At 64.8% G+C, this 20,175-nt stretch carries 20 protein-coding genes; 9 read left to right on the plus strand and 11 right to left on the minus strand.

Features of this window, described 5'->3' with window-relative positions:
* Positions 1–4: 4 nt before the first annotated feature.
* A complete protein-coding gene (locus SH602x_RS21430) occupies positions 5–832 on the minus strand; it encodes a TrmH family RNA methyltransferase (RefSeq protein WP_479474228.1) in 828 nt (275 codons plus the stop codon).
* A 553-nt stretch (positions 833–1,385) separates the two neighbouring features.
* Between SH602x_RS21430 and SH602x_RS21435 the strand changes: the two genes are divergently transcribed.
* Positions 1,386–2,021 (plus strand): HNH endonuclease, encoded by a 636-nt coding sequence (locus tag SH602x_RS21435; RefSeq protein ID WP_479470851.1) that lies wholly within the window; start codon positions 1,386–1,388, stop codon positions 2,019–2,021.
* A 303-nt stretch (positions 2,022–2,324) separates the two neighbouring features.
* Complete coding sequence (locus tag SH602x_RS21440; protein ID WP_479474229.1) at positions 2,325–3,410, plus strand: metallophosphoesterase; 1,086 nt, start codon at positions 2,325–2,327, stop codon at positions 3,408–3,410.
* A 13-nt stretch (positions 3,411–3,423) separates the two neighbouring features.
* Here SH602x_RS21440 and SH602x_RS21445 read toward each other — a convergent pair whose 3' ends face one another.
* Both SH602x_RS21445 and SH602x_RS21450 read right to left on the minus strand, forming a co-directional pair.
* Positions 3,424–6,495 carry a protein kinase domain-containing protein gene (locus SH602x_RS21445; RefSeq protein ID WP_479474230.1) on the minus strand — a complete coding sequence of 1,024 codons (3,072 nt, stop codon included), beginning with the start codon at positions 6,493–6,495 and terminating at the stop codon, positions 3,424–3,426.
* Positions 6,496–6,693: 198 nt separating this feature from the next.
* Positions 6,694–7,218, minus strand: a complete 525-nt coding sequence (locus SH602x_RS21450) for a DUF1569 domain-containing protein (protein WP_479474231.1) — start codon at positions 7,216–7,218, stop codon at positions 6,694–6,696.
* 294 nt (positions 7,219–7,512) lie between these two features.
* On the opposite strand from SH602x_RS21450, the gene SH602x_RS21455 reads away from it, so the two are divergent.
* Both SH602x_RS21455 and SH602x_RS21460 read left to right on the plus strand, forming a co-directional pair.
* Positions 7,513–7,842, plus strand: coding sequence for a hypothetical protein (locus SH602x_RS21455; protein ID WP_479474232.1), 330 nt, complete (start codon positions 7,513–7,515; stop codon positions 7,840–7,842).
* Between the two features lie 134 nt (positions 7,843–7,976).
* Positions 7,977–8,537, plus strand: a complete 561-nt coding sequence (locus SH602x_RS21460) for a suppressor of fused domain protein (protein WP_479474233.1) — start codon at positions 7,977–7,979, stop codon at positions 8,535–8,537.
* 12 nt (positions 8,538–8,549) lie between these two features.
* Here the strand turns inward: SH602x_RS21460 and mddA are convergent, their stop codons facing one another.
* The 4 genes from mddA to SH602x_RS21480 form a co-directional block, all read right to left on the minus strand.
* A complete protein-coding gene (gene mddA, locus SH602x_RS21465; protein ID WP_479474234.1) occupies positions 8,550–9,365 on the minus strand; it encodes a methanethiol S-methyltransferase in 816 nt (271 codons plus the stop codon).
* 105 nt (positions 9,366–9,470) lie between these two features.
* The gene (coaD, locus tag SH602x_RS21470) at positions 9,471–9,983 is read right to left on the minus strand and encodes a pantetheine-phosphate adenylyltransferase (protein WP_479474235.1); all 513 of its coding nucleotides are present in this window, start codon (positions 9,981–9,983) and stop codon (positions 9,471–9,473) included.
* 75 nt (positions 9,984–10,058) lie between these two features.
* A complete protein-coding gene (locus SH602x_RS21475; RefSeq protein ID WP_479474236.1) occupies positions 10,059–10,718 on the minus strand; it encodes a hypothetical protein in 660 nt (219 codons plus the stop codon).
* 50 nt (positions 10,719–10,768) lie between these two features.
* Complete coding sequence (locus tag SH602x_RS21480) at positions 10,769–11,917, minus strand: aminotransferase class V-fold PLP-dependent enzyme (RefSeq protein WP_479474237.1); 1,149 nt, start codon at positions 11,915–11,917, stop codon at positions 10,769–10,771.
* A gap of 272 nt (positions 11,918–12,189) precedes the next feature.
* Here SH602x_RS21480 and SH602x_RS21485 point away from each other — a divergent pair, with 272 nt between their 5' ends.
* The 5 genes from SH602x_RS21485 (at position 12,190) to SH602x_RS21505 (ending at position 15,192) form a co-directional block, all read left to right on the plus strand.
* Positions 12,190–12,393, plus strand: coding sequence for a hypothetical protein (locus tag SH602x_RS21485; RefSeq protein ID WP_479471070.1), 204 nt, complete (start codon positions 12,190–12,192; stop codon positions 12,391–12,393).
* A gap of 311 nt (positions 12,394–12,704) precedes the next feature.
* Positions 12,705–13,157 carry a hypothetical protein gene (locus SH602x_RS21490; RefSeq protein WP_479474238.1) on the plus strand — a complete coding sequence of 151 codons (453 nt, stop codon included), beginning with the start codon at positions 12,705–12,707 and terminating at the stop codon, positions 13,155–13,157.
* Between the two features lie 159 nt (positions 13,158–13,316).
* Positions 13,317–14,384 (plus strand): prenyltransferase/squalene oxidase repeat-containing protein, encoded by a 1,068-nt coding sequence (locus SH602x_RS21495; protein WP_479474239.1) that lies wholly within the window; start codon positions 13,317–13,319, stop codon positions 14,382–14,384.
* Positions 14,385–14,429: 45 nt separating this feature from the next.
* Positions 14,430–14,876 carry a hypothetical protein gene (locus SH602x_RS21500; protein WP_479474240.1) on the plus strand — a complete coding sequence of 149 codons (447 nt, stop codon included), beginning with the start codon at positions 14,430–14,432 and terminating at the stop codon, positions 14,874–14,876.
* Positions 14,869–15,192 carry a hypothetical protein gene (locus SH602x_RS21505; protein ID WP_479474241.1) on the plus strand — a complete coding sequence of 108 codons (324 nt, stop codon included), beginning with the start codon at positions 14,869–14,871 and terminating at the stop codon, positions 15,190–15,192. The genes SH602x_RS21500 and SH602x_RS21505 overlap by 8 nt, the downstream gene beginning before the upstream one ends.
* A 286-nt stretch (positions 15,193–15,478) precedes the next feature.
* Here SH602x_RS21505 and SH602x_RS21510 read toward each other — a convergent pair whose 3' ends face one another.
* The 4 genes from SH602x_RS21510 to SH602x_RS21525 form a co-directional block, all read right to left on the minus strand.
* Positions 15,479–15,814, minus strand: coding sequence for a hypothetical protein (locus tag SH602x_RS21510; RefSeq protein WP_479474242.1), 336 nt, complete (start codon positions 15,812–15,814; stop codon positions 15,479–15,481).
* Between the two features lie 44 nt (positions 15,815–15,858).
* Entirely contained in the window at positions 15,859–17,661 is a 1,803-nt protein-coding gene (locus SH602x_RS21515) for a M14 family metallopeptidase (protein WP_479474243.1), read from the minus strand.
* Between the two features lie 91 nt (positions 17,662–17,752).
* The gene (locus SH602x_RS21520) at positions 17,753–19,462 is read right to left on the minus strand and encodes a M14 family zinc carboxypeptidase (protein WP_479474244.1); all 1,710 of its coding nucleotides are present in this window, start codon (positions 19,460–19,462) and stop codon (positions 17,753–17,755) included.
* Positions 19,463–19,631: 169 nt separating this feature from the next.
* Positions 19,632–20,159, minus strand: a complete 528-nt coding sequence (locus SH602x_RS21525) for a hypothetical protein (protein ID WP_479471064.1) — start codon at positions 20,157–20,159, stop codon at positions 19,632–19,634.
* Between the last annotated feature and the right edge of the window lie 16 nt (positions 20,160–20,175).

The following is a 20,175-nucleotide window of genomic DNA, read 5'->3' on the forward strand; positions in this document are numbered from 1 at the left end:
CCTTCTATTCGAACTCGCATCGCCGCTGCATGGCGTACAGGAAGACGCCGGCGGCGACGGAGACGTTCAGCGAATCGGTCTGACGCTCCATGTCGAGGCGGAGAAGAACGTCGCACGCGCCCAGCCATTCGGGGTCGAGGCCCGCGGCTTCATTGCCCAGGCAGAGCGCGATCCGGGCGGGTCGCTTGCTGAAATCGCCGAGCTCGATCGCTTTGGGATCGAGGGCCGTGCCGACGAGGGTATAGCCATGCTCCTCGCGCAGGCGTCGGGCCGTCGCGAGCGCATCGTCATGCTGAAAGACCGGCAGCTTGAGCCCCGTTCCCATGGAGACCCGCAGCGCCCGGCGGCCGAACGGGTCGGACGACTGCCTTCCTAAGAAGACCGCGTCGCCCCCGAGTGCGGCGGTCGAACGGACGATGCCGCCGACGTTCTCCGGATCCTGCGTCATCGGGAGCAGGACCACCACGCTGGGCTGCTCCCGCGGCGGCAGGGCGCTTTCCCAGGCGGAGGCGTCCTTGCGATAGCCGCAGGCGAGCACGCCGCGATGAAAGTTGTAGCCGATCAGGTCCTCCGCCTTGCCCGACGCCGGCACGAACAGATCGACCCCGGGGTAGCGCGCGGCGAACTCGTCGACGTACTGCGGATCGACCAGCAGCGAATGGATGCGGAAGTCGCGGGCGAGCAGGCGCTCGACCATGAGCCGTCCCTCGACGACGAACAGCCCCGCCGTCTCCGCATGCCGCTGCCTGCGGAGGTCGAGATAGGGTCGCACCCGCGGGTCGTCCAGATCGCGATAGGCATAGGTCGGCATCGCTGCGTCGTGGTCCGGCATCGAAAGAGGGCAGGGCGGTCGAACATTAGCAGGCTGCTGCAAAAGGCAGCGAGCCTGCTAATCGTCGCAGGATGCGACGACGAAAGGGGAGTTCACGACCCTTTCGCGAGCCGTGAGGAACTTGTTCCGAACCTGGCGAGGCTGCGAAAACGCCACGAAGGCGTTTTGAAGCAGCCTGTACGTGCGTGTCGCACTCACATGTAGCGTTCCTGGCGATCTGAATCGTCGCGTAACCGGCGCACAGGCCGCTATAGCTTCGCGAGACGCGATTTAATGAGCCGAAGTCGGAACGCCCCTGCGAACCGGCGACGGTTCCTTGCGGTCTAACGAAGCATGGCGGACGCGTCGCGGGCGAGGAATCCGTACTGCCCGGAAGGGTCAGGAATTCGCCAGTCGTTCGCTAAATCTTTCGTTTTTCTACATCTTGTCGGCTATAAACGAAGCGAAGCTGCCAGCCTGTCAAGCGAGTCATCTCCCCCTGCGAAGTGCCGGGGCCGCGGCTGACAGACTAGACTGACCGGGAGCGAGTTCGTCGCGAAGGCGAGGAGGACTCATGACGCAGGACGTACAAGGATTCGTCTCCGTCGTGCGAACTTCGCCGCGGGAACGGATCACGGGAATGACCCTGTTGAATCGGCCGGCGCTCGTTCTGAATAAGAACTGGCAAGCCGTCAACGTGACCAGCGTGCAGCGGGCGTTGCTGATGCTCTGCAACGACGCCGCTCGCGTCGTCGACCCGGAAGACTTCCAGCTCTACGACTGGGAGGAGTGGGCGAGCCTCGTACCGCGTGCCACCGAGCCGGCGATTCGCGGCGTGAGCCTGCGTCTGCGGGTGCCCGAGGTCGTGACGCTGACGCGTTACGATCGCGTGCCGACGGCGACGGTCTCGTTGACGAAGCGCAATATCTTCAAGCGCGACCGGTTCACGTGCCAGTACTGCGGGATTCAGCCCGGCAAGGACGAGCTGACGATCGACCACATCGTGCCGCGTTCCCACGGGGGCATCACGTCGTGGGAGAACTGCGTCCTGGCGTGCGGTCCCTGCAACCGTCGCAAGGGCGACCGGTCGCCGGAGAACGTCGGTCTGAAGCTCCGCTCGGTGCCGAAGCAGCCCGCGTGGAAGCCGCTCTACTCGATGGCGTCGACCCACCGTGAAAGTTGGATGAAGTTCATCCGCGAGTGGGACTGAGCCGCCGGTCGAGCGGTTGGAGAAGAGTATCCTGACGACCTGCCGGCGATTGATCGCCGGCAGGTCGTTTTTCGTTGAAACTGGATATGCATCGCGATTCGCGATAAGACAGGGTGGCCCGGATTGCTCGCCAATCCGGGCGGGCGCAGCCCGCAAGAGGATCGACGGTTCGTTTACCATGCCGGTCGATGACGTCGACGCTTTTCGGCTGTCGCTCCTCTTGTCGACTTCGTCGACCCGGATTGCAAGCAATCCGGGCCACCCCAGGTAGCTTCCTTTCTCCTCCCGCCTCTTGAGCCTGCCATGAGCCATCAACTCCATCGTCGCGACGTTCTGAAGGCTGGCGCCGCCGGCGCTGCCGCGTTCGCTGCCGGGTCGCTCGGTCTCTCGTCGAGCGCCTTCGCCGCGGATCCGTACGCCGACGCGGTCCTCGTCGACGGCGAGGCGCCGGCGATGGCCGACGGTTCGTTCACGATCGTCGTGCTGCCCGATACGCAGAACTACAGCCAGAAGTTCCCGCAGAACTTCGTCGCGCAGACGAAGTGGATCGCCGAAAACAAGGCCCCCCGTAACGTCGTCTGCGTGCTCCATCTGGGCGACATCACGAACAACAGCACGCCTGCCGAGTGGGAGAACGCCGCCGGCGCAATGAGCGAACTCGACGACTCGGACATTCCCTACGTCATGGTGCCGGGCAACCATGACTACAGCGAAGGGGGACGCTGCACCGATCGCACGACGAAGCTGAACGACTACTTCCCCGTCGCGAAGCGGAAGTTCGCCGGCAAGGACGTCTTCGGCACGTACGACAAGGAACCCGAGCGCGCGGAGAACACGTATCGCCTGTTCTCGGCCGGCGGTCGCGATTTTGTTGCGATCGGCCTGGAGTTCGGCCCCCGCCGGGACGTGGTCCGCTGGGCGAACGAGATCGCCGCGGCGCATCCCGACCGCGAAGCGATCCTGCTGACTCACGCCTACATGTACTACGACGACACGCGGTACGACTGGAAGAAATACGGCAGCAAGCAGAGCTGGAACCCGCACGGCTACGGCGTCGCCAAGGCGACGAACGACGACGTGCTCGACGGCGAAGAACTCTGGAACGAACTCGTTTCCAGGCACGAGAACTTCGTGATGACGCTCAACGGTCACGTCCTGCAGGACGGCCTGGGTCGCATCACGACGCAGACCCCTGCGGGTCGCGACGTGCATCAGCATCTCGTCAACTTCCAGATGCGCCCGGAGGGGGGCGACGGCTGGCTGCGACTGCTGGAGTTCAAGCGGGACGGCTCGACCGTTGACGTCGTCGACTACTCCCCGACGCGCAACCAGCACAACACGTCGGCGCAGAACCGCTTCACGCTGAAGCTGGCGGCTCCGAAGGTCTGACGGCGAGTCGTCTTTACGTCGGACCGAGAGCCTTGTCGCGCAGTTCGCGAAAATCGTCCCGCTCTCGCAGCTTCGCGAATTCGGGAGAGTCGAATCCCGCGGCATTCCGTTCGAAGTAGCCGCCGTCATGAGCCTGTCGCAGCAGTTCGACGGCGCGGCGATTCAGTCCTTCCGCTGATTCGACGACGCTCGGATCGCCGTCTTCGGAAGCTGACAGGCCAGCGGCGGCGAAGACTCTCGCGGCTTCGAAGGGAAGAAAGTTCGGGGTTTTTTCGTCCGTCAGAAGTTCCTCGGCGAGAGACGTCGCTCCGCGGAGGTCGCTCGACTTCGCGAGCGCGAGGGCCTTCGCCATGAGAATCTCGGGCTTGACGTTTTCTTCAGCCATCGCGGCCGCGTCGTCGTAAGCCGCGATCGCCGCGGCATAGTCCGCCGTCGCGACGCGCGCATCGGCGACGCCCCAGTACGAATTGCGCAGAACGTTGCGGACCCGGGGGTCGTCGGATCGACGCAGAAGCGGGTCGAGCGTCGCAATCGAACGGTCGTACCACATCAGCGCTTCCGGCCACTGCCGCCGTTTCGCCTGATTGTTTCCCTGGTTGCTTTCCGCGACCCCCAGGGCGTAGGCGAAATCGGAGACGTCCGGAAAACGCGTCGCGACTTCGGAAAGAGCTTCCACGGCCTCCGAGTTCGCCGCGTCGGCCTTATCGAGATCGTCGAAAGTCAGATAGATCGTCGAAAGGTTCGTCAACGCGCCGGAGAGATTTCGTCGATACTCGGTTACTCCGGGATGCTCGTCCGCAATTACGCGGAAAGTCTCCACGGCGTCTTGCGCGAGCGCGATCGCTTCGGTCGGGCGCGACTGGCGCCGCATGACCCCCGAAAGATTCGTGAGAGCTAGACCCACGCCGAACGCGTCGGTCGCGGAGTTCGGGTTCGCCGCCGCGTGGAAACGCTCGAGGGAAAGCGCCTGCTCGAACCGCCGTTCCGCCTCGTCGTCGTTTTGTTCCGTGAAGGCGAGGAAACCGAGCTCGGTGCAGCATATCGCCAGCTTCCGGGAGGCGGCGGTTCGTTCCGTCTCGGCGAGCGATTCGAGAATCTCGGCAGCGGACTCGAAGTCGCGCTTCGCTTCCAGGACGTCGTTCCGGCGTCGATGATTCGTGCCGCGCGCGACGAGGAGATCGGATCGGACGAACGCGAGATCGGAAGCGTCCGGCGCGGCCTCGGAGACCCGTTCCTGTTCTCGCATCGCCGAGTCGATCGCGGCCGTCGACTCGTCCAGATCGCCGAGCGTCGTCAGATAGTTCGCCAGGCGAAGGCGAAGCTGGACGCCGACCGGAACGCCGTTCCCCAATCGGTCTGATTCGCCTGCGTCAGCGATATCGATTCCGTCACGGAGCGTCGCGATCGCGCCTCGATGATCGCCCAGCCGCCAGTCGATTTGTCCCAGTCGCAGATGCGCAAGCGCCAGATCGCGTCGTGCCGCGCCGTCGCCTTGGCGTCGTTCGGCGAACGTCGCGAAAAAGTCGCGGGCTGACGTGAGCAAGTCGCGGCGCAGTTCGTCCATGTACGGTTCGTCGAGCAGCCGGCTTTCGCTCACCTGCGTCAGATAGCGATCGACCGCGTCGCGAGCGAGTCCGTAATTCTCTTCGGCTGTCTTCCTGGCGCTCTCCGCGCGTTCCGTTTCCGACTCCAGGTCCGCGTTGAGATCCGCCAGTTCCTGGTTGAACCGTAGCGCGACGCCGAGACCGACGATCAGGAACAGGAGCGAGAGAATCGCGACCGCGGACGAGGCGGCGGTGACGCCCGGACGTTTTCGAGCCGCGCGACGCAGCCGCGTCGGCCAGGATTCCTGCAAGGCCGAAACAGGCTCGTCGGCCAGGAACCGTTCGACATCCTCCTGCAGATCGCCGGCTCCCTCGTATCGGTCGGCGGCTCCGACGCTCATCGCCTTGGCGGCGATCGCCCAGAGCGCTTTCGGCATATCCGGAGGGACCGGTTCGCGGACGATCGTATGGCCCGATCGGACCATTCGGAGCGCTTCGTCCGCTCCCTTCGCCTCCACGGGAAGACGCCCGGAGAGCAGCGTCGCCAGCATCGCTCCCAGCGAATAGACGTCCGATCGCTTCGTGATCTCGCCGGTCTTTCCCTCTGCCTGTTCGGGCGACATGTACGCCGGCGTTCCGATCGTGGATCCGTCGACCGTCGCGTACGAGTCGGACGAGGTCGTCGCGCGGCGCGATGCTGCGTCGACGCTGACGCGATCGGTCGCGTTCAGATCCTTGGCCAGTCCCCAGTCGACGACGAGCGTCTCGCCGAAGTCGCCGAGCATGACGTTCGCCGGCTTGATGTCGCGATGCAGGATGTCGCGAGAATGCGCGTAGTCGATCGCCCGACAGACGTCGACGAACCGGTCCAGCAAATCGCGAAAGGCGAGGTTCCTCTCCGTTCCGGTTAGCGAGTTCTTCGACGTGTGGAACCTCGCGATCGCGAGTTTGAAGCTTTCGCCGCGAATGAAACGCATCGCGTAATACGGGCGCCCGTCCGCACGACAACCGAAGCCGTAGACCGGAACGACCGACGGATGTTCCAGTTTCGCGGTGATCTCCGCTTCGAGAACGAATCGGGCCCGGCATTCCTCGTCCGCCGTGCGCTGCGGCTTGATCTCCTTGAACGCGACTTCGCGATTCAATTCGCTGTCCTGCGCGACCGAGACCAGTCCCAGCCCCCCTTCCGCGTGGTAACGCAGGATTCGGTAGCGCTCGTCCGACGCCGATCGGTCGAAAGCATGCGCCGGAGAGCGCTTACCGGAGAGCGTCTCCGTCGCTTCCGCGTCAGATTCGGGCGACGGCGTCCGGCTCGCGGTGACGCCGAGGTCCGTGGAGGCCAGATGCCGGTCGACGAGAGCGTCGACCTCTCGTCGCCGGTCTTCCGTCAACGCCCCCTGCCGGACGAGGAGGTCGCCGAGATCGGTCGCGCCATGCACCCGCGTACGCAGGGCCGCGAGCATTCGTTCGCAGGTCAAGAAATCGGACTGCACCGCTAGCGCGCAGAACGCCAGATTGCGTTCGAAATCGGTCGACGACAAGGCAGCCTGCTCCGGGGCGAACCGTCGCGATCCGCTGCGTCTCGTGGAAGAACTCCGCGCAGCCGGTTACACGACGCGAGCGCCGTTGTACCGGGCGACGCCCGTCGACGCGAATTTTCGGTCCTCGCGAAACCTGTGCAGAGATGCACTTGGGGAGAGCCTTGGCGATGCCCTCCTCAGCCTGGTTCGCGACGGGGATCAGGTTCGCCATGGCCCGGCGGCGTCACCGACCTGGCGCTCCCGTTCGGTCGTATCCCGCGGCGCCAGAAACCCCAGGTGATGCTGCGCGTGAATCACGCACAGCTCCTTGTAGGTCGGCAGATCGATCCCGTCGCACATCGGATGCGGCGGAAGCGTGCCGCGGAAGTCGCGCACTTCCCGCAGCGTCGCGAGGCAGGTCGCGATCGTAGCGGGGTCGTCGACCTTCTCCGTGCCTCTGCCGTCGCTCTTCGCCGCGGGCCGCAGCCGATCGAGCGTCGGCAGACCGCTCCGCATCGCCCGGGTCTTCAGCCAGGAGCGGATCATCCAGGCGCCGACGGTCTTCCTCAACAGCCACGGCATGCGCTGCCCGCCGTCGAGACCCATCCGCATCGTCGCCGTCAGGTGCTCGCAGATCTGCGACAGGTTCCACTTTCCCGTCGCGGAGTAACCGCCGTCCCGCAAGCTCTCGATCTCGGAGGCGACGTCGTCGAGGGTGGCGAGATTCAGCGAACGGCGGGGCATAGCGGCGACTACCGACGGTCCAGTTTCGCGGCGACCGATTCAGCTTGTTCCGAAGGAATCAGGCCAGCGCGAACGAGCAATGCGGCCCGCTCTTCGGCGCTGCGGGACCCACGTTCCTTAAGAACCTTCGCGAATTGCCGTTTCATCGGAGTGCGGAGCTCTGCCGGATGATTTTGAGCGGTCGCCTTCCGTTTCATCATCGGTCGCCGTTTCTTGCGAAACCAGCCCGGTTCTCAGAATGCATGCGCGATTTCTAACACACATTGGGACATGGGAGTCGCGCGTTAGCAGCCCGTGGATTTTCGCCAGCCTAGAGCGTGGGCGGGCATCGTCTCCATCTACTGCCACCTGCCCAAGTCGATCCGCGTTCCGCTCCACGCGGCCGTCGTGCAAGGTTTGCGTCCGGGCGGCGTCTTCATCCTCGAAGCCTACACGCCGAAGCAGTTCGGTCGCGGCACCGGCGGCCCGCCTTCGCCCGAGTTGATGATGACGCTCGACGACATGAAGCGCGAACTCGCCGGGCTGGAGTTCCTGCACGCCCAGGAACAGGAACGGGAGGTCCGCGAAAGCCTCTACCACACCGGCCTCGCCACCGTCGTGCAAGTCGTGGCGAGGCGTCGCTGATGGTATCGGTAAAGGCGTCTGGCTATGCTCCACCCGGTCTGGCAAGGCGGTGATTCGCGAACGGAGGCTTCCGAGCAATGGCGGATTCGGACGAAGAAATTGCAGACCGATGGCACGATCGCAAGTCGGCGCTGATGGAGGAGGCGCTCGGCAAAGCGCACGACATGGTGATGCACGCCCTCATTCCCTATGCCATCGGCGGCGGACTGGACCTGTACTACTATCCCAACGGAATTCCGGGCACGGCCATCGCCACCAAAGAATTATCAGAGTCGCCGGGCGAAGGTTCGACGAACGGCGTCTACGACTGCTACGAACTGGTCATGTTCACCAGGCGCTCGCTCGATCTCGACGCCGCCCAAAACGAAGAGACCGAGTTCGGAAAAGCACACCAGGTGATCAATGCAGTCCTCAACTGCATCGCACCGTACAGCGCCCAAGCGACGCTCAACCCGAACGAAACGTGCGAGTTCCCGCCCGAAATGCCGACCGTCGGAGGGCGCTGCTTGCTCTTCGACGGCTACTCGCCCTATCCGGAGGGCAAGTCCGCCGAGTTCGGCCTGCTCGCGATCATCGAAGTGTTCCGGTCAGAGATGGAATTCGCTCGCGAGAACGGCGGCGCGGCGTTGATCGAGCTACTAAAGGCCAACGGACATTACCCTTACTCCGACCTGGACCGTGAGTCGGCAGTGTAGCGCTGCTGCAGCTCAAAACTCCGGGCACGAATTTCTCGCGTCGCGGCGAACGTCACGAGCGAGGACTTCGCTCTTCTCGACCGGTCGGGCGAACGGATTGGGGACGAACATCGGAACCCGGCGGCGATATTCGGCGTATCGCTCGCCGAAGTGGGCGAGCAGGTCGCGCTCCTCGATGACGGCCGCGCCGATCATGTAGAGCGTCATCGTGCCCGCGAAGAGCAGGTGACCCGCGGTCATCGTCGGCGTCGCCCAGAACGCGATCGCCCAGCCGATGTAGAGCGGATGCCGCACGTAGCGATAGGCCAGCGGCGTCCGAAAGGGGAGCGGTTCGTACGCGTTGCCGCGCAGATGGAGCCAGACCTGCCGCAGACCGAACAGATCGGCGTGGCTGATCATCAGGCTCACGACAGGCACGGCCAGCCAGCCGACGACGTAGAGCGACCAGAGCGCCCCCCGCAGCGTCGCGGGCTCGACGTTCCAGACGACGCCGTCGATGCCCTGCCAGAAGACCATGAGCACGATCAGCACGACCGACGAGAGCAGGCAGTAAACGCTTCGCTCGATCGGCCTGGGGATCAGCTTCGTCCAGACTCGCTTGAACGCCGGCCGCGCCATGACCGAATGCTGCGCCGCGAACAGACCGACCAGGCCGACGTTGATCGCTACGGCGAGCCCCAGCGGCAGGCTCGTCGGCGTATCGATCGTCTTCGGCAGCGCGAAACTCGCCAGCCCGGCGCCCGCGACGAACGCCATCAACAAGGCGAAGGTGGCCAGGAACAGGAGGTAGGATAGCCCTCCGAAAGCGGCGTAGGCCCAGCGAGTCACGGTACGACCTGCCTCGGTGCGCGAAACGAACGAGAAGGCGTGACCAGTACGCGTTCTCCCTGCCGATCGAAGCGCAATTCAGCCGGACGCGTTACGGCCGCCCCCTCACTTCGCCCCGCGTTCTTCCAGCCGGCGTCGCAGGGGTTCGATCACGACCTGCGGGATGAACTCGGCCATTTGCGCGTCAGTCGCGTGCGGGGCGATCTGCTTGATCAGCGTGCTGCTGACGTGGGCCAGTTCCTTGTCCGCCATCAGGAAGACCGTTTCCAGGTCCCGATCCAGATGCCGGTTCGCCATCAGCATGGTGAACTCGCCCGCCACGTCCGTCATCGGTCGCAAGCCGCGAATGATGATCCGCGCGCCGCACGAACGGACGAAGTGGACCGCTAGTCCGTCGAACGTTTTGACGGTGATGTTGTCGTAGACCGACGACGCCCGTCGCACCAGGTCGAGCCGTTCGTCCAGCGAAAACAGCGGGCGCTTCTCGATGTTGACGCCGATGCCGACGATCAGTTCGTCGAACAGCGCCGCCGAACGCTCGATCACGTTCAGGTGCCCGAGCGTGATCGGATCGAAGGAGCCGGTATAGACCGCTTTTCGCGGAGAACGATCGCCCACAGGTTCTTCGCCTTTCGAACTGCTTCTGGAGGAGCGCGGCTTCTGGAACCGTGCCGCTGCCGATCTGGAGGGTCGCTACGCGAACAGCGCCCGGATCTCGGGCCGCCGGAGGTACCGATACCCGAAGGCGTAGATGCCGTATTCGACGCCGTACATCGCGACCAGCATCGCGATCCCGAGGCCGATGCCGAGGTAGATGAAGCTGCCTGCCGAGGAGCCGAGCGGCCCGCCCGCGGTCGTCGCCTCGAAGTAGTTCACCATGATCGAGGTCTGAAAGAACATCGCCGCGACGGCCAGCACGATCTCGAGCAGGGTGAAGATCGCGCAGGCGACGATCACGCGGAGGGTCAGCACGCGGCCCCACTCCTTGCGCAGGAACAGGGCGATCGCTCCCACGACCATCGCCGCCGACAACAGGAGGTTGCCGGCGAGATTGACGGAGGTGAAGGGAAGCAATCGGTCGGCGACCGCGTCCATCTGGCTCTGGAATTCCCGCTGCAATTCCATCTCCGGTCCCGCGCCCGTGAAATTCGCCCCGGGCGCCAGCGCCTGAACGATCAGAGCCAGCATCCCGAACAGGCCGCTCAGGAGGCCCCAGCCGCCCATCAGCAGAAGCAGAACCCCCAGCACGATCAGCCCGGGCGGAACGCGCGTCAGCGGCAGCGCCGGCTCGTCGCCGACGGAGGGCGGCGCCTCGGTGTAGCTGTACGGATTGAGGTTCGGGTCCGATTCCATTTCGCTGCCGCAGTAACGGGCGCTCGCAAAAAATCAACGACGCGACAGAATCAACGACGCAACGCCGCGATCAATCGTTCGACGTCGGTTTCGTCATTGTAAGCGTGGGGCGCGATCCGCAGCCTGCCGTCCCGCACGCTCAGCACGACGCCCGCATCGAGGCACTGCTTTCTCGCGTCGGCAGGCTCCAGACCGCGCAGCGAGAAGGAGACGATGCCGCTCCGTTCCTGCTCCACGTCGCGAGGAGAGAAAACCTCGGCCCCGATCTCGACGAGTCGATCGCAGGCGAAGTCGGCGATCTTCAGCACGCGATCCGCCACGCCGCTCGTCCCGGTTCCCAGTCCCCATTCCCGCAGCAGCTTCAGACTGGCGGCCAGACCGATGAATCCTGCCATGTTCAGCGTCCCGCCCTCGTAGCGTCCGGCCGAATCCTTCAGCCGCATCTCGTCGGCCCGGAAGGAACCCGCGCCGTCGACGCTGTTCCACCCGACGTTCAGGGGCGCCAGCCGATCGAGCAGTTCCCGGCGGACGAAGAAGAACCCGGCGCCTTCCGGACCGAGCATCCACTTGTGCCCGTCCGCGGCCAGAAAGTCGACGCCCTCCCGCCGCACGTCGAGCGGAAAGACCCCCATCCCCTGAATGGCGTCCAGAAAGAAAAGCGCTCCGCGGTCGTGACAGATTTCGGCGACCGCCCCGACGTCGATCCGAAATCCGCTCGCGAAGCCGACCCAACTCAGACTCACGATCCGCGTCCGCGGCCCGATGGCTTCCGCCAGCCGATCGAGATCGAGCCGACCCTGCGGCCCCGGCTCCAGCGTCTTCAGGCGGACGCCTCGGCGTTCCAGATTCCGCCAGGGATAGAGGTTCGACGGAAACTCGTTCGCGGGGACCAGAACCTCGTCGCCGGGCTCCCAGGCGAACCCCTCGGCGACGAGCCCGATGCCGGCGGTCGTATTCGGGAGCAGGGCAATCTCTGCCGGATCGGCGCCGATCGTTTCCGCAGCCAGCCGGCGGCAGGTTTCGACCTCCGCGTTCCAGGAGAGCCAGGGGACGTCGCCCCCTTCGACGCACTCCGTCAGCCAGCGCTGAATCGCGATCGCGGAGGGTCGGGGTAGAGGGGCGACCGCCGCGTGGTCGAAATAAGCCCAGTCCGCCGTGACGGGCATCTGTTCCCGCAGGAGTCCATCAGCTAACGTCATTCCCCTGCCGTCCGTGCGAAGATAAACAAGCTGCAAAGGCCCGGGCAGGCAGCGGAAATTTTATCGGACAGGCGAATTAGCGTGCCGAACGTCCGTTGCGAGCGGGCGTGGGCGAGGAAGCGGCCCGTTACAGTCCGCACGACCGGCGCCGCAGAACGCCCCGTTAAACCAAGGCGAAAAAGGCTGGAATGGGCCTAAACGGTCCGGGTGACAGCGTTTGGGAGTGAATTATACTTACCGCAGAATTTGCCTGCCACGAGGACGGGTTTCGCATGCCGAAAGTACTTTGCATCATCGGGCTGGTCGCGGCGGGGCTCCTTGCCGTCGTGTTCCTGCTCGACTTGATCCTGCTCTTCGCCGGCATGCCAGCGCTAGCCCCTTTTCGCGGCCTAAGCCCCGTACTCGACGGAGCTTTCCTGCTCGCCGCGCTCGGCCTCGGGTGGCTTAGCTACACGACGTTTCGCGAACAGGTCTGAGAACGCGACCGAGCGCGCCCGTCCGTCTGCTGCGGACTCGGCAAGCGCTTCGCGAAGTCGCGCGACGAGTTTTTCTCGCGAATGCCGCGAACCTTTTCGAGCGACGGCGAATCGCTCCCGCCCCGTGAATTCGCGGGCTTCTTACGCTCGATCGACGAGCCTTCCGCGAGACTTCGCGGCCTGACGCTTGCTTACTTCCGATCGGGCGCGGATAGTATCCGGTCCTTCGAAGCCGCGGCGGAGTTCCTCGCCCGGTCGAGCGCCTCGTTCGGCCTTGCGGCATGCCTGATGACGGAGCCTGACGAACGTTTATGGAAGAGCCGAACCAAGTTCTCGTCGAAACCAGCATCCCCGTTCGCATCGACGAGACCCGTCTGGACGAACACGGGCTGACCTCGATCTGGGATATCGCGCGAACCTCCGTGCAAGCGAGCGACGTCCCTTCGACGCTACAGCCTGAGCTGGCGATCCGGGCGTTCGCCAGTCGCCTGCTGAATTTTCTCTGCAAGCTCCGCTACGAGTACGCGATCGTCTCGCAGCACGACGTGGAGTACCTGGAAGATCTGGCCGAACGCGACCCCAAGCTGTTCGGCGACTGGACCGAACTGAACGAGCGGGTCGATCTGATCGCGGGGGCGATTCACGTCGAGCCGAAGCACATCCTGAAGACGCTGACCCGGGAAGGCTTCGACTCCGCCAACAAGTACCCCGTCCGCAAGGCCTCCCGGACGACCTGGTTCAAGGACGACTGGCGCGTCGGCTGATCGCCTTGCGCGGGAAAGAAAGCGCCGCTGCGGCGGGGATTCCGCCGAAATCGGCGTAAACTTTCGCGGTCGTTCCGGCACATAATGGAGCATCGCCGCGCGCCCGGAAACGGAGAGCGCGGCGACTCTGTGCCGCCAATTCTCGCGGAGAGCCCGCCTATGTCGTCGATTTTTACGCGCGACCTGACGCGTCGAGGGGCGCTGCGTCTTTTCGGCGCCTGTGCTGGAGCGGGAGCGCTCGCCGGCCTTTCGCTGCGATCGGCCCGGGCGGATCGCTACGACGACAAGACGCAGGAGACGATCCGCAAGGGGCTCGACTGGGTCGCGAAGACCCAGTCCCGGATCGGTCACTGGAACGCCGGCAATTATCCGACGGCGATGACCGCGCTGGCCGGTACGGCCCTGGTCGCTTCCGGGTCGACGACCATGCAGGGCCCCTACTCGGCGAACATTCGCCGGGCGGTAGACTACCTCTTCACCAAGCGTCGCGAGAACGGCCTGATCGGCGAGCCGCTGCGCGACAATCGCTATACCTACGGCCACGGCTTTTCGATGGTCTTTCTCTCCCAGGTGCTGGGAGAGGAAGAGGACGAAGCCCGCCGGGAAGAACTGACCGAGGTCCTGACCAAGGCGGTCGAGTTCAGCGCCTTCGCCCAGACCCCGTCGGGCGGCTGGGGCTACGTCAGCGCGAAGGACGGCAACAACTTCGACGAAGGTTCGACAACCATCACCCAGGTGCAAGGCCTGCGCGCCTGCCGGAACGCCGGCATCCCCGTCGACAAGGACATCATCGACCGGGCGAAGAAGTACATCTACGACTGCAAGAACGAAGACGGCGGCATCTCGTACAGTTCGCGCAACCGCGGATCTTCCCGCCCCGCGATCACCGCCGCCGCGCTGGCCGCGCTCTACAACGCGGGCGCCTACGACAGCCAGCACGTCCCGGAGATGTGGGAGTACACCAAGGGGAAGCTGCACAACGTCAACGCGAACGCCGCGGAGACGTTCGGCCACTGGCACTACACCTACCTGTACTACTCGCAGGTGGTCTACCGCCGGGGCGCCGACGAATGGGCCGAGTTCTGCAACAAGCTCTACGAGAAGATCAATCGCGAACAGGAAGACGACGGAAGCTGGAACGGCACCATCGGGCCGATCTACGTCACCGCCTGCAACCTGATCATGCTGCAGCTCGACCTGGCCTTCCTGCCGATCTATCAGCGGTAGCGACGCCGGCAGTAGCCCCCCGCCGAAGCGAAGGATCTCGGGGCGATGAAGGAACATGCCCGCGGATTCGTGATCGGGAGCATCGTGCTGATGCTCGCGCTGCCGGTTATCTATGTCGGCAGCGAGGGGGTGTGGTATCTGGCGACCGGCGAATCCCGTTTCTTCGCCGACTCTCCCTACCGCACGGTCTATGCCCCTCTCGACTGGGCGAGCGATCGTTGTCAGCCGATGTACGAATGTCGGCAACGCCTGGCGGACGGCTGGATAAGGCTGAGCGGCGATCCGTCGCGGGAGGCTCACGTTCGCCCGAATCTGCTTCCGTCGCCGTACTACGTGGGCTCAGTTCATTACTTCCTGCCCGACAGCGAGTTCAAGCTGAGTCGCGAAGCGGCAGCGCGCATGCAGTACGAAGCGGAACGGGAAGCTGCCGCGATGGACGCGGCTGACGCGACTTCCAGTTCCGTCAACGTCGGCGAATCTGCGGATGAGTGAAGGGCAGGGCAGGCGGATGCAAAAAACGGCCCGAGCGTTCGCGCTGACGGCGCTCGTCCTGCTCGCGACGCTGCTGGTGCTCTACGTCGGCGGCGAAGGAGCTTTCTATCTGGCGACGGGTCGGTCGCACTTCCCGCCCGGGTCAGGCTACCGGAAGCTCTACTACCCCCTCGATTCGCTCGGCGACCGCTGGCCTGCCGTCGATGACGCCCGGGAGACTTTAGCGACTGCATGGCTGCGTCTGGGCAGCGACCCCGACCGCCGCATTTACCTTCGCGGGAACCCGTGGCCCGGGTTCACGCTGGACGTGTTTTGAGCGGATCGGGAGGGACTTCGAACGTTCACGCGAACCGCATGACTTGGGCGGCACGGACTTGCTTGTCAATGCGACCCGGCTCCCGCCGCGAAGACGCAGTGCAGCCGCAAGTGAACGTCAGCGGCAGCTGGAAACGAAATCCGCGGCCTGCCCGAAGTCCTCTTGTCGAACTTCGTTCGACCCGGATTGCAAGCAATCCGGGCCACCCAAAACAGGAGCATGCGAGCTACGCGTTCGGCTCCGTCTGGTTCTTCGACGGCTGTTTCCGATACGCGGAACTCGCCGATCAAGTCGCCTCGCGATCGATACGCGCAATGGCCATGCGTTTGAGGTCGGCGAAAACCTCTTCGCCGTCTCGAAAGCGCTGGTCGTCGAAGTCACGCATTCCAACGGCCACAGCGGCGTCGAGTTCATGATGCTTCTGTTCGAACATGGCGCGGCCGTCGATGCCCAGTCCCGCATCGAGTTCGCGAATCCCCTCGTCGATCGCGGCCTTCAGATCCCGTTCGCGCTTCCAGCGGAGCAGGGCTTCCGCGACCGCCTCGTCAGCGGTGCGGACCTCGCCTGCCGCGATCAGGTCCTCGATGAACTTCGTTTCGCCCGGCGTCAGTTCGATGCTCATCTCGGCCTCTCGACGTGAATCGACCACCTGGCGGCGCGTCGATTTCATTCTACCGCTTCGAGCTTCGCCGTCTTCCGATCCGTGCCGCCCTTGACCGATTCGATGGCGACCGTGACCTCGCCTTCGCCGGCGACGATCCAGCGGACGTAGCGAACGGATTCGCCGGGCAGGCGGGGGAGCCGCACCGTCGCGGGTTCGACCTCCTGGAACTCCGCGTTGCGAAAGAAGGGCTCGTCGGAGACCTGCGCGACCGCGACTTCCAGACCGTCGCCTGCGATCGTGACGAGATCGGGCGGCGTGATCTTCCGGTCGAGATCCGCCTGCGAGCGGGTCGGCGTCCACTTCGTATTCTCGACGATCGCCGTCACTTCCCAGGTCCGGTCGTCCAGTCGCTTCGTCGCCACCGACTGCACCGCGACCAGCGGCATCTCGTCGGCATGCAGCAGCGTGAACGCCATGTTGCGATGGCACTCTTCCTCCAGCAGAAAGCCGGGCGGCTGCCGCGACCAGTTCTTCTTCTGTCCGCCCACCTCGACCTTGCCGTAGTCCGGGTGATCGACCTCTTTCCAAGGCGTGAATCCTTCGCCCAGCAGCAACCGTTCGTCGAACTCGTCGATCTCCTCGTTCGAGCCGAAGAAGCTGCCGCCCCCCTGGCGGAAGTAGTTGAAGCTGGTGAAGAGTTCGTTGTTGAAGGCGAAGATCCCGCGGGCCTGATGCAGCCAGTCGAGTTCGCCGCCGAAGACCTCGTACAGGTCTTCGGCTACGTTGATGTAACGATAGCCGGGCAGGATTCGCTCGCCCGCCTTGCCGAAGCGATCGTAGACGGCGATGTCCCCGCGGGCGTACGGATCGCTCTTCACTCCCGGGCCGCGGAGCAGCATGCCGCCCGCGTTGTGATAGGTCTGGGCGCCGGCGATGTGCGGATGGGCGACGATGAAGTCGGCGACCAGGCGGTTCTCCGGCACGGCCAGCGGATAGCGCCAGGCGCCGTTCTGCACGTACTCCGGCTGCCAGCCCCAGGGCCAGTCGCGGTTCGGATCGTACGATCCGTCGCCGTCTTCGTTCACGCGCCCGTCGCCGTCGTTGTCGAACCCTTCCTGACCGAGCAGGCGATAGCGTGCCTCCGGCGGATCGTGCTCCTCCGCCGGAATCATCCGGTGCGGATACTTCGGGTGGACCTTGTAGTCGCCGTTCGGATCGCGGACGCGCATCTGCGTCAGGTTGCCGTCACGGTCCAGATCGTCGGCAGGATCTTCGTCGACGCGACCGTCGTTGTCGTCGTCGATCGGTCGCTGACCGGTGCGGGGCGAGTGGGTCGTGTTCGGTTCGTACATATGAGCGTCCCGCGAATCGGGGCTCATCATCGGCATGACGTAGAACGTCCGCTCCCGCAGCAATCGCTGCACGAACTCGCTCTCCTCGCGCATCTCCAGCAGCCACCACGCCGTGTAGAGCGCCGTTTCGACGACCTGGATTTCGTTCGCGTGAATGCCGGCGTCGATCCAGAAGGCGGGCCGACGATCGACCGGGTCGCGGCCCTCCGGATCGGCGATCGTGAGGAGGTGCATCTTCCGCCCCTCGAACGAATCGCCCAGCGACTGCAAGCTCGCGAACCCGGGATGCTCCGCCGCGAGTTGCTCCAGAATGGCCGTCGACTCGGCGTAGTCGTGATACCGGTTCCAGCGAACGACGACCTTCGGATTCGCCGGGGTGCCGACCGCGGAGTACGGCATCTTCGGCGGAGCCGCTTCCTGAGCAGGAGCGGCCTCCTGCGCACGAATCGCGTCCGGCAGGACGACGGCGAGAAGCGACGAAACGAGCGCACAAGCCACGGAGCGATAGTTCACGGTGCTGCTTCGCGAGCGGGAATTCGAGATGGAATCGGCGCGCGGAAACAGCGTCGTGCGAAGCCGATCGAAACCAAGAACCGGCTTCGACCTACTTCCCCTTCAGATCGCCGTCGACGTGAACGGTTCCGACGGCCGGAGAGCCGACCGTGAACCCGAACGTCGTCGGCGTTCCGTCCGGTACGCGCACGAGCCATTCCCGCTGGGCAGAGCCGTCGTATCCCTGCAGTCGCTCCCAGCGACCTCGCGGATGCCCCTTCAGCAGCCGCACTCCGTCCGGCAGCGTCAAATCATAGTTCAGCGGCATGGGGCGACCGTTGATTTCGCCCATCGCCGTCATCGTAGGCAGCTTCCCGACGTTCGCGACGCGAATCGTCAGCCGATAAACGCCGGCGCCGAGCGATTCGCTCTGTACCGAGGCGAGTTCCAGCTTCGGGAAGCTCTCCGGCAGTTCCTTGAACCACGCCAGATGCTTCTCAGCCAGGGCGTCGAGCGCCTCTTCGGGCGGATGCCAGAGATAGAACTCCCGCAGGCCCCCCGCCTCGACGACGCGACCGTTGGCGTTCGGAATCTCGACCCGCTTCCAGGGAGCGAAGCCGGGGATCTGATTCGCCTCCAGCCATCGCATCGCCCGCACGCGGTACGACTCCCGGTCGTCCTTGATCTCCTTCGCCGCCTCTTCGTCCAGCGGCGGAATCCACCACGTCCGCGACGACAGCGACCAGCGTCCGAGTTGAAAGTAGGCGAAGCGAACGAAGGAGCCCGACGTCTTCTCCGGCTTAGGAGGCTCCTTGCCGCCGTGCAGTTCGCGATAGCGCTCCGCGATCCGGTCGAGCGGCTTGGCGTCGGCTTCGAGCACGACCGACTTGATCCGCTCCTTCTCCTTGTCGCCGTTCGGCTTCCACGGCTCGAACAGGTTGTCGTCGTCGGAGACCGTGAAGATCGCCAGGATCTCCGGCCGGTCGAACACGAAATCGGCCAGCGCCGCCGTCTCGCGCTCGCTGGTCGGATAGTCGCCCGAGTGGGGCGTGAAATACGCGTACTCGTGCGGGAAGTTCCGGTTCAACGAGACGCCGCCCGAGCCGTCTTCGTTCCAGTCCTCGTCCCGGTCGTCGTCGAAACCTTCCGTGTAGAGACGATAGCCGGGACGTTCTTCCTTCGCCCGATCCCCCTTCACCAGCACCCGCGGCTCCTGCGGATGGGGGAGCCATTCGCCTGCCAGATCCTCGACGCGAAGCTGCGTGATCCAGCCGTCGCCGTCGAGATCCTGCGTCGGATCCTCGCCGACGCGCCCGTCGCGATCGTCGTCGGTTTTGGTCAGGTTGCCCTTCGCTCCCTGCACGGGAAAGCGGAAGTTCTTCGCGTACGCCGACGGGGCAGGGCAGGGGATGACGTAGAACTGTGCCCGATCGAGAAGTTCGTTCCAGACGGGTCGCTGTTCGCTGTCGGCGAAGGCCTGCACCCAGCGTTCGACCACCCGCGTCGTCAGCTCGGCGCCCAGCAGATCGTCCGGATCGATCGACCCCACGATCAGTATCGCCGGGAGCGTCCGCTCCTGATCCTTCGCGATTTTCAGGGCCTGCAGCGGCACGCCCTCTTTCGTCTGGCCGTACTCGATCAGCGCGACGTTCGGATGGGCCTCCGCCGCCTGCCAGCGTTCCTGCAACCGCTCGAGCGTCGAGTAGCCCGGGAATTCAGCGGGAGCGACGTCCTGGGCAAGCGCGGGAAGGGACGTCGCGAAAGCGGCGCCGAGCGCGAGCGCCGCGCATGCCAGCGCCGATCGTCCGAATCGAAAAGCCATGCCGGTCGCTAACGAATGAAGGAAGGCGGACGGGGAGCCTCCAATATAGCGGACGCTCTTCTGCAATGGCGGGCCAGTCTCGCAGGGCAGGCGCCCGTGTGCCATCGCAGCGTGTACCCAGTTCGTGGTAGGCGAGGGCGCCAGCCCTACAAGAGGCAGCAGGCGCCGGTCACCGGATCAGCATCATTCCGCCCGAGCCGTCGCGCTCCTCCCATTCCCGGCGGACTTCACGGAGGCCGTAGGCGCACATCTCGAAGTCGCAGCTCAGCCGTTCGAGCACGTCGCCCGGCGGATCGCGGTCGGTCTCGATCTCGCTGGCCAGGTAATACGCCCGCTTGCCGTGCGAACAGTAATCCTCGTAGCGATCCTCGTCCGGCTGACCGTCCCGCAGTCGCAGCGCCTCGGGGAACAGGCCGACCCAGAACAGGGCGAAATCGCCGATATGCCGATGAACGTCCCGCCGGGCGCTCCCCATGCGGCGCTCGGCCTCGCCCAGCATCTCTCCGATTCGGGAGAGAGGTCGACCCTCACCGTCGCGAACGCTGTAAAGCGTGTCGTTTCGCAGAAAGGCGATCAGCAGCTGAGAGAGATAGTCCGTCAGCGAGGGGTCCGCGACCCCCAGCCGGGTCTGGAAAGTGAACTCCGTCAGCCCGCTGAAATAGCGTTCCAGCGCGCTCGAAGGGAAATCTTCTCGCATCGAAAGACCTCCTGCG

It is taken from the genome of Lignipirellula cremea, from assembly GCF_056501455.1.